Annotated in this window: 10 protein-coding genes and 3 pseudogenes; 4 read left to right on the top strand and 9 right to left on the bottom strand. The window is 63.8% G+C overall.

Annotation, left to right across the window (positions count from 1 at the left end):
* The 5 genes and pseudogenes from ACQ4MM_RS18430 to ACQ4MM_RS18410 all read right to left on the bottom strand — a co-directional run.
* Window positions 1-709: pseudogene (locus ACQ4MM_RS18430) on the bottom strand (PhoX family protein); the annotation flags it as partial.
* 109 nt (window positions 710-818) lie between these two features.
* Window positions 819-1,040: pseudogene (locus ACQ4MM_RS18425) on the bottom strand (hypothetical protein); the annotation flags it as partial.
* A pseudogene (locus ACQ4MM_RS18420) lies at window positions 937-1,290 on the bottom strand (PhoX family protein); the annotation flags it as partial. The pseudogenes ACQ4MM_RS18420 and ACQ4MM_RS18425, both read right to left, overlap by 104 nt.
* Before the next feature lie 119 nt (window positions 1,291-1,409).
* The gene (locus ACQ4MM_RS18415) at window positions 1,410-1,565 is read right to left on the bottom strand and encodes a hypothetical protein (RefSeq protein ID WP_431478698.1); all 156 of its coding nucleotides are present in this window, start codon (window positions 1,563-1,565) and stop codon (window positions 1,410-1,412) included.
* 109 nt (window positions 1,566-1,674) lie between these two features.
* Window positions 1,675-1,857: a hypothetical protein gene (locus ACQ4MM_RS18410; protein ID WP_431478697.1), complete on the bottom strand. Its 183-nt coding sequence runs from the start codon at window positions 1,855-1,857 to the stop codon at window positions 1,675-1,677.
* A gap of 59 nt (window positions 1,858-1,916) precedes the next feature.
* Here ACQ4MM_RS18410 and ACQ4MM_RS18405 point away from each other — a divergent pair, with 59 nt between their 5' ends.
* Together ACQ4MM_RS18405 and ACQ4MM_RS18400 are read left to right on the top strand one after the other, a co-directional pair.
* On the top strand, window positions 1,917-3,014 hold the full coding sequence (locus tag ACQ4MM_RS18405; protein ID WP_431478696.1) for a DNA-formamidopyrimidine glycosylase family protein: 1,098 nt from the start codon (window positions 1,917-1,919) through the stop codon (window positions 3,012-3,014).
* Window positions 3,015-3,124: 110 nt separating this feature from the next.
* Window positions 3,125-4,630, top strand: a complete 1,506-nt coding sequence (locus tag ACQ4MM_RS18400; protein WP_431478695.1) for a DUF3369 domain-containing protein — start codon at window positions 3,125-3,127, stop codon at window positions 4,628-4,630.
* An 81-nt stretch (window positions 4,631-4,711) separates the two neighbouring features.
* Here the strand turns inward: ACQ4MM_RS18400 and ACQ4MM_RS18395 are convergent, their stop codons facing one another.
* The gene (locus ACQ4MM_RS18395) at window positions 4,712-6,667 is read right to left on the bottom strand and encodes a GAF domain-containing sensor histidine kinase (RefSeq protein WP_431478694.1); all 1,956 of its coding nucleotides are present in this window, start codon (window positions 6,665-6,667) and stop codon (window positions 4,712-4,714) included.
* Between the two features lie 107 nt (window positions 6,668-6,774).
* Window positions 6,775-6,990 carry a hypothetical protein gene (locus ACQ4MM_RS18390; RefSeq protein ID WP_431478693.1) on the bottom strand — a complete coding sequence of 72 codons (216 nt, stop codon included), beginning with the start codon at window positions 6,988-6,990 and terminating at the stop codon, window positions 6,775-6,777.
* A 220-nt stretch (window positions 6,991-7,210) separates the two neighbouring features.
* Between ACQ4MM_RS18390 and ACQ4MM_RS18385 the strand changes: the two genes are divergently transcribed.
* Together ACQ4MM_RS18385 and ACQ4MM_RS18380 are read left to right on the top strand one after the other, a co-directional pair.
* Complete coding sequence (locus tag ACQ4MM_RS18385) at window positions 7,211-7,606, top strand: hypothetical protein (protein ID WP_431478692.1); 396 nt, start codon at window positions 7,211-7,213, stop codon at window positions 7,604-7,606.
* Between the two features lie 55 nt (window positions 7,607-7,661).
* Window positions 7,662-9,032, top strand: a complete 1,371-nt coding sequence (locus ACQ4MM_RS18380; RefSeq protein WP_431478691.1) for a serine hydrolase domain-containing protein — start codon at window positions 7,662-7,664, stop codon at window positions 9,030-9,032.
* Here the strand turns inward: ACQ4MM_RS18380 and ACQ4MM_RS18375 are convergent, their stop codons facing one another.
* Both ACQ4MM_RS18375 and queC read right to left on the bottom strand, forming a co-directional pair.
* Window positions 9,033-12,002 (bottom strand): CHASE domain-containing protein, encoded by a 2,970-nt coding sequence (locus ACQ4MM_RS18375; protein ID WP_431478690.1) that lies wholly within the window; start codon window positions 12,000-12,002, stop codon window positions 9,033-9,035. It lies immediately after the preceding gene.
* Between the two features lie 49 nt (window positions 12,003-12,051).
* Window positions 12,052-12,783 carry a 7-cyano-7-deazaguanine synthase QueC gene (queC, locus tag ACQ4MM_RS18370; RefSeq protein WP_431478689.1) on the bottom strand — a complete coding sequence of 244 codons (732 nt, stop codon included), beginning with the start codon at window positions 12,781-12,783 and terminating at the stop codon, window positions 12,052-12,054.
* Between the last annotated feature and the right edge of the window lie 18 nt (window positions 12,784-12,801).

The following is a 12,801-nucleotide window of genomic DNA, read 5'->3' as shown; positions in this document are numbered from 1 at the left end:
TACGCGGGTTGGGGCCGTCCGGCGCGGTGCGGCCGCTGTTATTGGTCAGGGTGAAGTAGACCTCGCCGTTGGCCGGATTTACCGAGCACCATTCCGGGCGGTCCATCTTGGTGGCGCCCACCGCATCGGCGGCCAGGCGGGCGTTGACCAGCACGTCGGCCTGGTCGGCGAACTTGTAGGTGGTGTACGCGGCGATGGCGGCGTTGCTGATGTTCAGCTCGATCCAGGAACCGCTGCCGTCGGCGGCGAACTTGGCCACGAACAGCTTGCCCGAGTCGAGGTATTTGTCGCCGGTGGCCAGCAGGTCGGCCGGGCTGGCGTCGGCGTCGCTCCAGGTCGCGCTGGAGACGAATTTGTAGATGTACTCGTTGCGCGAATCGTCGCCCATGTAGACCGCCAGCGGCTGGCCGGCCACGGTCTTGCCGAAGGCGGCGCTTTCGTGGGCGTAGCGGCCCAGCGCGGTGCGCTTGCGCAGGTTCTTGGTCTTGTTGTACGGATCGGCTTCCACGATATAGCCCATGCCGTTCATCTCGTTGCGGTAGTCGTCGCTGCCGTCCACCGAAGCGCCCAGCCGGGAATTGTTCCAGCGCGCGTACTTGTCGTCGAGGCCTCCGGTTTCCCAGCCGTGGCGCGAGGCCGCGCCCTGGTTGCGGCCATAGCGCTTGAGCGCGGCGACGCTCTTGTCGTTGCCGCGCGCCGCATCGTCGGCTGCGCCGCGGGTGAAGTAACCGCTCCAGTTTTCTTCGCCGGAGACGAAGGAGCCCCACGGGCGTGCGGCCGGTGCCGCAGTTGTTCAGGGTGCCGCGGACCTTGCTGCCGTCGGTCGAGTACTTGGTTTTCACCAGCACATTGCCTTTGACCGGGCCCGCTGATGTCGCAGTCGGTGAGGCAGGTGACGCGGCGGTTGAATGCCGAATCCTTGACGTATTCCCACTTGCCGGCAGCCTTGCGCACTTCCACCACGGAGATGCCGTGCAGCGCGGTTTCGCGGTCGACTTCGGCGGCCGGGCGCGGCAGGGTGTTGCTGCCGCCGTTGGCATGGATGAAGAAGGAGGCCAGCTTTTCGTTGGTGGTGGCTTCGTGGTTGACCGCCAGCAGGCCCGCGCTCGTTGCCGCTGGCCGAAGGCTTGCCTGCGCTGTCCAGGCCAAAGAACTCCATGCCGTCGTGATGGTCGCCGGCGCGGTTTTCGAAGTCGGCATCGCTGCCATCGTTCTTGAAGGCGGTGGCGGAAGCGGTCCAGCGGGTCGCCCAGCGCGTAGATGACCGAGGGCGGTATAGCCGGCCGGCACGGTGACTACGTCGGCCAGGCTCTTGCCCACGGCCGTGAAGCCCAGCAGCTTCTCCACTGGCGCTGGGGGTTCCGGCTTGGTGACCACCGGCGCATCATCGCCGCCACCGCCGCAAGCGGTCAGGGTGGGCCGAACCCATCATCACGGAGATGGCCGATGCTACCGAACCGCGCAGCAGGTTGCGGCGGCTGATGCGCTTTGTCGAGGACTTCGCTGAAATGTTCGTTCGGGGTATCGTTGTAGCCGATGTCGTCGTGATCGATTTTGTTTTCCATGACGCTTTCCAAAAGTGGGGGTAGTTGAAACTGCCCGTTATTCTAGAAAGCGAAAATGACAACATCGTGACTATCCACACGCATCCCGCAAACGAAAGCGTTTGATGCTTCAGCTTTCGCTGCCCTGCCATGCCATTTTCTGCACCCTGATGTGGGGATGGCTTTCCAGCGCCTCCCAGTGCGGCAGGAAGCGGAAGCCTCGCTTCAGGTAAAAGGCTGCGGCGCGCTCATTGGCCGGCGACACATCGAGCACCACGCGCGCGTGGCCCTTGGCTTGCGCGTGCGCCTTCATGGCGTCCCACCAGCGCAGCCGCCGCCGCGCCGCTGCCGCGCTGATCCGGCCTGACCCACATGGCGATCAGGTTGAACTCTTGCGCGGCGCTGACGACGCCGCCGACCATGGCCGATTGGGGTGTCACCGCTAAAGGCGAGCAGGTAGGTTGCCGGCCCACGCGCCGCGGCCCGGTCGCGCCATTGCTGGTCCGGATTGCCGGCAGCGCTGGCGTGCGTCACGCCAAAGGCCGTGGGGCAATCGAGCAGCGCGGCAAGGCGCAGCGCTTTGAGGATGGGCCAGTCTTGTTCTGTGGTGTGTCGTATCAACATGCGAGGGAGTATAGCAACTGTGCGTGCGCGCACGGCGCGGCAGGCACGGCGGCGCGAGACTGGCTTGAAAGGAGGCATGCCATGCCAGAAGGCCCATCGATCGTCATCCTTACCGAACTCGTGCACGCCTTTGAAGGCCGCACCATTTGCGCCGCCAGCGGCAACAGCAAACTGATCCCGTTCGACCAACTGCCCGGCCAGCCCATCCTGTCGCTGCGCAGTTGGGGCAAGCATTTCCTGATCGAGCTGCCGCTGTTCACGCTGCGAATCCATTTCCTGATGTTCGGCAGCTACCGCATCGACGAACGCAAGGAAGGCTCGGAACCGCGGCTGTCGCTGCAGTTTGAAGAAGGGGGCGAGCTGAACTTCTATACCTGCTCGATCAAGCTGGTGCAGGGCGCACTGGCGCAGGCTTACGATTGGCGCAGCGACGTCATGTCCGAGCACTGGAGCCCGCGCCTGGCCTTGAAGAAACTGCGGGAAAATCCCGAGCGACTGGTGTGCGATGTTTTACTCGACCAGAGTATCTTTGCTGGCGTTGGCAATATTATTAAAAACGAAGTATTGTTTCGATTACGCACTCATCCTCTCTCTACAGTCAATAAATTACCGCAAGGAAAGTTGCGGGACTTGGTGAAGCAGGCACGCCAGTACAGCTTTGAATTCAAAACCTGGAAACAGGCATTCGAACTGAAAAAACATTGGCAAGTGCACAACCGCCGTGAATGTCCGCGTTGTAATATCAAGTTGCACCGGGCCCATCTCGGGCTCACCCAGCGGCGCACTTTCTGGTGCGAGCGCTGTCAAAAGCGTTATGGCGACGCAGACGATGTTGTAAAGAATTAGCTCATCCAGTATTGCTTGTTGTTAATAACAATGGGTAGGACTACAATCATTTTGATGCGCCTAAAAATTGCGCATCACCCAGGACTGTGTCACATTTGGAATTTGCCAATATGTCTTTCTTGTCTTCTGCTACGCCCAAACTTGCGCCGTGGCGAATCCTGCTGGTGGATGACGAACCGGATATCCACGACATCACCAAACTCACGCTGAGCCGGTTTCGCCTGGAAGGCCGCGGCCTGACTTTCCTGCACGCTTACAGCGGCGCTGAAGCGAAGGAAGTGCTGGCGAAGGAACACGACATTGCCCTGGTTTTCCTCGACGTGGTGATGGAGCGCGAAGACTCCGGCCTGGAAGTGGCGCGCTGGATGCGCGAAGACCTCGACAACCAGTTCACCCGCATCGTGCTGCGCACCGGCCAGCCGGGACAGGCTCCGGAAGAACGCGTGATCGTCAATTACGACATCAACGATTACAAGGAAAAGACCGAGCTCGATCGCACCAAGCTGTTCACCACCACCTTCGCCGCGCTGCGCGCCTACCGCGACATCATGAAGGTGGAAGAAGCACGCCGGCAGCAGATGCATTACCGCGAAGGCCTGGAGCGCGTGATTGCCGCTTCGGCCCATATCTTCCAGGCGCGTAACCTGAAAGACTTCGCCAACGGCCTGCTGCAGCAAGTGGTCGCCCTGCTGCGCCTGGAGCAAAGCATGCTGGTGCGGCTGCGCGGCGCCACCGCCGTCAGCGGCGAAAACGATTACGAAGTGCTGGCCCAGATCGGACAGGATGAAGACAGCCTGCTGACGCCGGAGCTGCTGGCCCAGCTCAAGGACGCGGAGCGCAACCGCATTTCGCGCATGACCGGCGACACCTTCGTCGGTTACTTCCCCAACAGCAGCGGCAAGGCGTCGCTGCTGGTGCTGAAGGGCGTGGAAGAGATTTCCGAGATCGACCAGCAGCTGCTGGAGATTTTCTGCAGCGGCGTGGCGATCGCCTTCGACAATATCCTGCTGACGCAGGAGATCACCGATACCCAGGCCGAATTGATCATGCGCCTGGGCGACGTGGTCGAATCGCGCTCAAACGAAGCCGGCAACCATGTGCGCCGCATGGCCGAATTCTGCCACCTGCTGGCGACAGCGGCCGGCATGCCGGAAGAAGAAACCGCCGTGCTGAAACACGCGGCGCCGATGCACGACATCGGCAAGATCGCCACCCCGGATTCGGTGCTGCTCAAGCCCGGCAAGCTCGATGCGGCCGAATGGGAAATCATGAAGCAGCATCCGGCGGTCGGCCTGTCGATCCTGGACGGCTCGCAGCGCCCGATCCTGAAAGCGGCTGCAGTGATCGCCCACCAGCACCACGAGAAGTTCGACGGCAGCGGTTATCCGCAAGGCCTGAAAGGCTATGACATCCATGAGTATGCCCGCATCGTGGCCGTGTCCGACGTGTTCGACGCCCTGATGCACAAGCGCTGCTACAAGGACGCCTGGCCGGTCGAGAAAGTGGTGGAGCACATGCGCGAAGTGGCCGGCAGCCACCTCGACCCCAAGTTCGTCGAGCTGCTGATCGCCAATATGGAGCAAGCGCTCGTCATCAACGAACGCTTCCCGGATTAAAGTCGGGGTCAGCTCCGGCAATCGGACATAAATTTCGCTTTGCGAAATTTATGTCCGATTGCCGGAGCTGACCCCGACTTTCTATTTGCTACGCTGGTCGCGGGGGAAGCGCAGGTGGTAGTGCAGGCCCATGCCGGGTGAGCTGACCACCTTCACCGTGCCGCCCAGGGGGCCGGTTACGAGGTTGTACAGGATGTGGGCGCCGAGGCCGCTGCCGCCGGAGCCGCGCTTGGTGGTGAAGAAGGGGTCGAACAGCTGCTGCAGCGTGGTCGCATCCATGCCGATGCCGTCGTCGCTGTAGTCGAACAGCACGTGGTCGCCTTCCAGCTTGCCGGTGATGCGGATGGTGCCCTTCTGCCCTTCTTCGAAGCCGTGCACCAGCGAGTTCACCACCATATTGGTGACGATCTGCGAGACGGCGCCGGGGAAGCTTTCACAGTGGATGTCCGGCGGACATTCGACCTTCACCGCAATCGGCTTGCCTTTCAGCTTGGGCTGCAGCGACAGCAGCACTTCGTCCAGGTATTTGCGCAGGTTGAAGTGGCGGATATTGTCGGACGACTGGTCCACCGCCACCTGCTTGAAGCTGCGCACCAGGGCGGCGGCGCGCTGGGTATTGGTAGTCATGATCTTCAGCGACTGGTCGACCGTATTGAAGAACTGGCTCAAGCCGTCTTCGTCCAGGGTACCTTCGGCCAGGTCGAGGCGGCACAGGCGCAGTTCTTCCACCAGGTGGCTGGTGGCGGTGACGCAGATGCCAAGCGGGGTGTTGATTTCGTGCGCCACGCCGGCCACCAGGCGGCCCAGCGAGGCGAGCTTCTCTTGCCGTACCAGCTCCGATTGCGCCGTCTGCAATTGCGTCAGCGCGCTGGCCAGCGCGGTGTTCTGTTCTTCCAGTTCGGCCTTGGCGCGGCGGATCGCGAGGTCGGCGCGGGTACGCGCGATGGCGGCTGCCGTGTGGTTGGCAACGTAGGCCAGGATGTCCAGTTCGGCCTGCGAGTACAGCACCGACGCATCGTAGCTTTGCACGATGATCACGCCCAGCGCCTGCTCGCCCACCATCATCGGGCAGCCCATCCAGCTGGCAATGCCCTGGTTGCCCAGCGGTTCGTTGATTTCGCCGCTGGCCATCAGGGCTTCGAACGCGGGACCGTCGAGCAGCATCGGCTGGCGTTTCTTCAGCACGAAGGAGCTCATGCCGATGCCGTATTCGAAACGCTTGACCGGCGCTTCCAGGTCTTTTTCATCGACGAAATAAGGGATCGAAATCTCGTCGCGCTTGGGGTGGTACAGCGCGATCAGGAAATTGCGGGCGGTGATCAGGCTGCCGACAATCTCCTGCAGGCGCGCATACAGCAGCCCGGCGTCGGATTCGGCGGAGGCGGAGGCGGACAGGCTGGCGATCTCGTACAGGGCGCGCTGCAGGCGTTCGGCCTTGCTGCGCTCGGCCACTTCGCGCTGCAGTTCCAGCGTACGCTCGCGCACGGCGCGTTCCAGCCGGTCCATGCTTTGCAGGCCTTGCAGGGCGCTCGATACGTGGTTGGCGATCTGCGCGAACAGGGCCTGGTCTTCCTCGCTGTAGGTATGCTCCTTGTCGTAACTCTGGATCACCATGGCGCCGATCACGTCATGGCCCTGGTCCAGCAGTGGGCAGCCAACCCAATGTTCGGCGATGGTGCCGACGCCGAATACCTCGTTCTCCTGACGGGCGCGATGTTCGTCGCCGGTCATCACCAGGCGCTGCTTGTTCAGGATCACCCAGGCGGTGGGCGACTGGTCGGGCGTGGCCAATTGCACCAGCTGGTCCTTGTAGGGGTGGTCGTCCACTTCATCGACAAAGTAGACGAAGCGCACCGCATTGCCGGGCGCGTCGCGGTCGCTCAAGGCCACATAGAAATTCGAGGCGTACATGATGCGCCCGAGCGCGGCGTGCACGGACTGCAGGAAGACCGTGATATCGGTGCAACTGTTGGACAGCTTGCCAATTTCCAGCAGGATTTCCTGGACGGCCTCCAGGCGGCGCAGACGGCTTTCCATCTTCTTCCCAAGGTTAGATGCGTCTGGGAAATATAGCAGGAGGCGTCCACGCTAGCCAGCGGAAAACAAAGCCCGCGTCGTGCGCGGGCCGTTCGCTTTGTGCCAGATCAATGCAGCGACATGGCCGGCCGTCGCGGCGGCAGGATCGGCGGGCCGAGCGGCGTAATGCGCGGGTCGATGGCCGGGTCGGGCGTCTGGTATTTGAAGGGATTGATGATGATTGGAGGAATCGTCGGTGGCGCCGATGGCGGGCCTTTGGGGCCGCCGCCGAACCAGGAAAATGCGCTGCGCTGGCGCGGTTCGCTATCGATTCCCAGGAGCAACGATTGGCTCCCGTCTCTTACTAGCCAAGCCATATTCCCCTCCATCTCAGAGATCGGATATTCAGTATAGGCAAACAGTTAATGAATTCAAGCTGCGATTGTGGCTCGCCGCGAAACTTTTTCCATTCATCATCCAATTTCCACCGTTCGTCGCAATCCGATGGCTGGGCCGGGGCAGCAGGCCTACAGTGACAGCATGTTCAACGCCAAGAGGCCCATCATGAAAAAGGTATTTGCCCTGACCCTGGTCCTGCTGTTCTTCTGCACAGTTGGAGCCTGGTTCGCCTTCGACGCCAACGATCTCGTCGTCACGGTCGGCGACTCGGACTATGACGGGCCGCTGGGCGTCCTGCTGGGCACCGTGCTGACCGGCGGTGTGTTTGCCGTGATGGCGGTGGCGATGGTTTTTGCGGCTGCCATTGTCACTGTGGTGATGGCCGGCGTCGGCGTGATCGTGATCCTGTCGCTGGCCCTGGCTGCCGTGGTGGCCATCGCGGCCGTGTCGCCCCTGCTGCTGCCGCTGATGATCCCCTTCTTCATCTACTGGCTGGTGAAGCGCCGCGACCGCAAGCCTGCGGCACCTGCCGCACCGGCCCTGGAACACGCGCCTGCCTGATGGCCCGGATCGGGTGCTAGAATGCAATTTTGACAACCTATACAGAATGGCATCCATGCGCCCGACCACCTTGCTGCTGTCCTTGGCCTTCGCCTTCCCTGCCGCCGCCCTTGCTGACAAGCTCGACGACGCCATCCAGGCGGAAATGAAACGCAGCCATATTCCCGGCGTTTCGATCGCTGTCGTAAAAGACGGCAAGATCATCCGCGAGCAAGGCTATGGCTTCTCCGACCTCGAGAACAACGTCAAGGTCACGCCTGCCACCGTCTTCCAATCGGGCTCGATCGGCAAGACTTTCACCGCGGCGCTGGTGATGCTGCTGGCCGAAGACGGCAAACTGTCGCTGGACGATCCGATTTCGAAACACCTGGCCGGCACGCCCAAGGCCTGGGAAGGCATCACCATCCGCCACCTGCTGTCGCATACCTCCGGTCTGGGCGATCCTTACGCCAAGCTGGACCTGAGCAAGGATTACACGCAAGAAGAGCTGATCGCGCTGGAAGCGGAGATCCCGATGCTGTTTGCGCCGGGCGAAAAATGGTCGTATTCGAATATGGGCTACCACCTGCTCGGCTTTATCTGCAACAAGGCCGGCGGCAAATTCTATGGCGACCAGCTGCGCGAGCGCATCTTCGCGCCGCTCGACATGGGCACCCGCATCATCAGCGAAGCCGACATCATCCCGCACCGGGCGCGCGGCTATGAACGCAAGGGCGGCGTGCTGCTGAACCAGTCCTGGGTGGCGCCACGCCTGAATACCACGGCGGACGGCAGCTTGTACCTGACGGCGCGCGACCTGGCGAAGTGGGACCTGGCGCTGTACGGCGACAAGGTGCTGCCGGCCAGCGTGCGCCAGGCCAGCTGGACGCCGGCCAAACTGAACGACGGCAGCGCCACCGAATACGGCTACGGCTGGCAGCTGTTCCAGCGCAACGGCCATCGCGCCATTGCGCACGGCGGCGCGTGGCAAGGCTTCCGCTCGCAGCTGTACCGCTTCGTGGACGACCGGCTGTCGGTGGTGGTGCTGGCCAATTCGGCCAGCGCGCGTCCGGGCAAGCTGGCCGACATCGTCACGGCGCATTACCTGCCGGCCCTGGCCGTCGAGCCCAAACCGGCGATTGCGGAAACCGAGCCGGCCGTCGCCGAACGCGTGCGCAGCATGTTCGCCAGCATCGCCGATAGCAAGCTGCCGGAAGGCTTGAGCGAAAAGGTGGCAGGCACCCTGTCGCCGGAATTCCTGGCCCTGGTGTCGGACAACTTGCGCGAATGGGGGCCGCTGCGCACGGTGGAAGCGCTGGCTCGCAGCACCGACGGCGAAATGCGCAAGTACAGCTATCGCCTGAACTACACCAGCGGCGCCCTGCTGGTCGACCTGAGCCTGGGCAAGGGCGACAAGGTCGAGCAGCTGCGCCTGCGTGGCGACTGATCAGCCTTCCACGCGATTGCGGCCGGCGCGCTTGGCGCGATACAGCGCATGGTCGGCCCGCACCAGGGCCGCATCGCCGCTGCGGTCGGACGGCGCCATGCTGGCAATGCCGATGCTGACCGTGATCGCGACGCTGCTGCCATCCCGCCCCATCGGCGTATCGGCAATGCGCTGGCGCAGCCGTTCGGCGAAGGCGCGCGCCGCCTCCAGGTCGGCGCCCGGCAGCAGGATCGCGAACTCCTCGCCGCCAACGCGGCCCAGCATGTCGATCTTGCGCTGCGAGTCGCGCATCAGCCCAGCCAAATGGCGCAGCACCGCATCGCCCCAGTCGTGGCCGTGGGCGTCGTTGATGTCCTTGAAGTGGTCGATGTCCAGCATCAGCACGGCGGCGCGGCCGCCAACGTCGCGCTGCAGGCGGGCCTGTTCGTCTTCCAGCCGCGTCATGAATTCACGCCGGTTCGGCAAGCCGGTCAGGAAGTCGGTGGTGGCAAGCTGCACCAGTTCTTCGTTCAGGCGCTTGCGCTCCGTGATGTCGATGGTGGACACGATCACGAAGTCAAGCGCATGCTCATGGCCCGGCATCACCAGCAGCGTCAATTCATTCTGGCGCTGCACGCCATCCAGGCGCAGGTAGCTGCCTTCGCACTGGAACAGGTGCGAGCCCTGCGCCATCGCCAGCAGCGCGCGCCCGAATTCCTGCAGCGCCGATGGCGCGAAATTCTGCGCCAGGCTGAGCTGCCCCGGCTGCTTGCTGGCCGGATCGGCGCCCACCTGCTGCAACGCGGCGGCATTCAGGTCGGTGATGCGCACAAGCCCGGCCAGGCGCTGCAACTGGCTGGGATTCACCTGCAGCCATTGCGCCACGTCTGCCACGCCCGACTCCTGCAACTCCTGCAAGGCGCAGCGCAGCGCCGACCAGTCCTGCTGCCACAAGGCCACCGGCGCATGGTCGTACAGGCTGCGGAAACGTGCCTCGCCGACGCGCAGGGCCTCGGCGGCGCGGGCCTGTTCCACCGCAATGCCGGCCAGGCTGGCAGCCTGGTCGAGCAGGGCCAACTGCGCCACGCTGGGGCACTGCGCTTCACGGTGGTAGATGGCGAAGGCGCCCAGCACTTTGCCGTTGGCGCCATGCACCGGCTCCGACCAGCAGGCACCGAGGCCGGCACGCAGCGCCATTTCGCGGTACGGGGCCCACAGCGTGTCGCTGGCAATGTCCGCCACGATCACGCGGCTGTTGCTGGTCACGGCCTTGCCGCAGGAGCCGTTGCCATAGCCGACCGGCAGGCCGTCGATGGCCTGCCTGTAAAAGGCCGGCAGGCTGGGCGCGGCGGACAGCAGCAGGTGCTTGCCCTCCTCGTCAAGCAGCATGACGCTGCAGATCATGCCAGGGTTGACCGCTTCGATGCCGTGCATCAGGTTATCCAGCACTTCCTGCTGCGGCGCCCCGGCGGCCAGCAGTTCCAGCACCTGGTGGCGGCCATCCTCGCGCCGCTCGTTCATGGTGCGTTCGGTGATGTCGCGGAAGGACCAGAGCCGCGCCGGCTCGCTGCCCAGGCGCAGCGGGCGCGTGGTCACCTCCAGCACGCGTCCATCGCGCATCTGGAGCTGGCTGTGGCTGTCCTCGCTCTCCGGCTCGGGCCGGGCGCTGGCCTGCAGGAAGGCCTCCGGCTGTTCCAGCTGGCTTGCCATATGCGCCAGCAGGATGGCGCCATCGTTCTCCCAGTCGAGCTGCTCCGGCACATTCCACAACTGGCGGAAGCGGCGGTTGGAGTTCAGCACCGTGCCGCTGTAATTGTCGACCAGGATGCCGTCCACCGTGGAGTCGAGGATGCAGCGCAGCACCGCCTGGCTGCGCTGGGCATGTTCGGCCATGGCCAGCAGGGTGTCCTGCCCTTCGCGCAATTCATCGCCCATGCGGCTGCTCTGGTCGAGCGCGACGCGCAAGCGTTGCCGGCTTTCCGCCAGCACGTAGGCCAGCAGGGCCAGCAAGCCGCTGATCAGCAGGCCGCCGATGGCGATGCTGCGCGGTTTATCGGACAGCACGCCGTTCGGCTTGGGCAGCGCGCTGATATGCAGGGTCCAGCGCCGGCCGGCCAGGCTGATGCGCTTGAGCGCATGCTGGCGCCCTTCCGCCGCACTGGCCCTTGGTGCGCTGTCGAACATGCGCGTCATGGCGTTGGGCTCTTCGCCGTCGTAGACTTCCACGTCGAGGCCGCGCATCGCATCCTGGCCCAGCGCGGCCATGACGTCGCTCATGCGGAACGGCGCGTAGACCCAGCCCTTCAAGGCGCTGCGGCGCTGGAGCAGGGTGTAGCGCCCGACGCCATTCTGGTAAATCGGCAGCGCGATGAGGAAGCCGGCCTGCACCGGGTCGGCGCTTTCCTGTTTCAGCAGCAGCTTGCCGGTCATGGTCGGCAGTCCGGAGTCGCGCGCCTGCTCGAATGCGGCGCGGCGCACCGGCTCGGACAAGCCGTCATAGCCGAAAGCCTGCAGGTTACTGCCCGAGAACGGCTCGAGATAGACTACCGGGCCATACTGGCTGCGCTGGCCGGGCGGCGTCACCGCATAATCCGGGAAACCTTCCGCCTGCACCATGGCGATGTGCGACGCCAGCTGCGGGCCGGGCACCATGCGCATGAAACCGATGCCCTGCATGCCGGGAAAGTTCTGGCCCAGCTCAAGGCGTTCGATATAAGTGTGGAATTCCTGGCGGTCGACAAAGTCGGAACTGGCGAACAGGCCCTGCACGCCGTACAGCACCTGCACATAGGCCTGCATGCGCACTGCAATATGATTGACCAGTTCGCGCGCGCGGTATTCGAAGCCGGCGCGCGCATCGCGTTCGGCATCGAGGTGGGCGCCCCACCAAACGCTGCCGGTCGCCGTCAGGCAAAGCGCCGCCACCAGCCCCGCCAACAAGCGGGGTTGCAGCAAGCGTTGCAGCGGCGGGCTGGCAGGAGGCCTTTGCATACCAGCATCTTAGTTTGTTCAGGGCAAAATAATTGCCTCATAGAAAAAGTCAATCGGCGCTAGCGTCGTGATTGCCACCCGGGGCGGCGTGATACAGGCGATAGCCGCGCGCGCGCAGCTCGCAGGCCGGGCAAGTGCCGCAGCCATAGCCCCAGTCGTGCAGTGCGCCGCGTTCGCCCTTGTAGCAGGTGTGGGTGTCGGCACGGATCAGGTCCACCAGCTTGCGGCCGCCGAGACGTTCGGCCAGTTGCCAGGTTTGCGCCTTGTCCAGCCACATCAGCGGCGTTTCCAGCTTGTTGCGGGTGTCCATGCCCAGGTTCAAGGCCACTTGCAGCGCCTTCATGGTGTCGTCGCGGCAGTCCGGATAGCCGGAGAAGTCGGTTTCGCACATGCCGCCCACCAGCACGGTCAGGCCGCGGCGATAGGCCAGGGTGGCGGCCACGGTCATGAACAGCAGGTTGCGGCCGGGCACGAAGGTGTTCGGCAAGCCGTTTTCCTGCATCACGATCTCGATGTCTTCGGTCATGGCGGTCTTCGACAGCTGCGAGATCAGGCCCAGGTCGACCATGTGGTCTTCGCCCAGGCGCTCGGCCCATTCCGGCTTCAGGGCGCGCATCTGCTCCAGCACGCGCGGGCGCACGGTCAGCTCGATCGCATGGCGCTGGCCGTAGTCGAAGCCGATGGTTTCAACGCGCGGATAGCGCTCCAGGGCCCAGGCCAGGCAGGTTGTCGAGTCCTGTCCACCGCTGAACAGGACCAGTGCGGCGTCGTTTGTCAGCATCGCAGTCTTTCTTTGAGG

It is taken from the genome of Massilia eburnea (assembly GCF_050709955.1).
Taxonomy (GTDB): Bacteria; Pseudomonadota; Gammaproteobacteria; order Burkholderiales; family Burkholderiaceae_D; genus Rugamonas; species Rugamonas eburnea_A.
Note: the sequence above shows the minus strand (reverse complement) of the source record. Positions and strands in the feature narration are given on the sequence as shown.

Coding starts and splice junctions, on each gene's coding strand:
- ACQ4MM_RS18415 (WP_431478698.1), bottom strand. CDS start 1,565: ATGGAAAACAAAATCGATCACGACGACATCGGCTACAACGATACCCCG.
- ACQ4MM_RS18410 (WP_431478697.1), bottom strand. CDS start 1,857: ATGAAGGCGCACGCGCAAGCCAAGGGCCACGCGCGCGTGGTGCTCGAT.
- ACQ4MM_RS18405 (WP_431478696.1), top strand. CDS start 1,917: ATGGCGATCAGGTTGAACTCTTGCGCGGCGCTGACGACGCCGCCGACC.
- ACQ4MM_RS18400 (WP_431478695.1), top strand. CDS start 3,125: ATGTCTTTCTTGTCTTCTGCTACGCCCAAACTTGCGCCGTGGCGAATC.
- ACQ4MM_RS18395 (WP_431478694.1), bottom strand. CDS start 6,667: ATGGAAAGCCGTCTGCGCCGCCTGGAGGCCGTCCAGGAAATCCTGCTG.
- ACQ4MM_RS18385 (WP_431478692.1), top strand. CDS start 7,211: ATGAAAAAGGTATTTGCCCTGACCCTGGTCCTGCTGTTCTTCTGCACA.
- ACQ4MM_RS18380 (WP_431478691.1), top strand. CDS start 7,662: ATGCGCCCGACCACCTTGCTGCTGTCCTTGGCCTTCGCCTTCCCTGCC.
- ACQ4MM_RS18375 (WP_431478690.1), bottom strand. CDS start 12,002: ATGCAAAGGCCTCCTGCCAGCCCGCCGCTGCAACGCTTGCTGCAACCC.
- queC (WP_431478689.1), bottom strand. CDS start 12,783: ATGCTGACAAACGACGCCGCACTGGTCCTGTTCAGCGGTGGACAGGAC.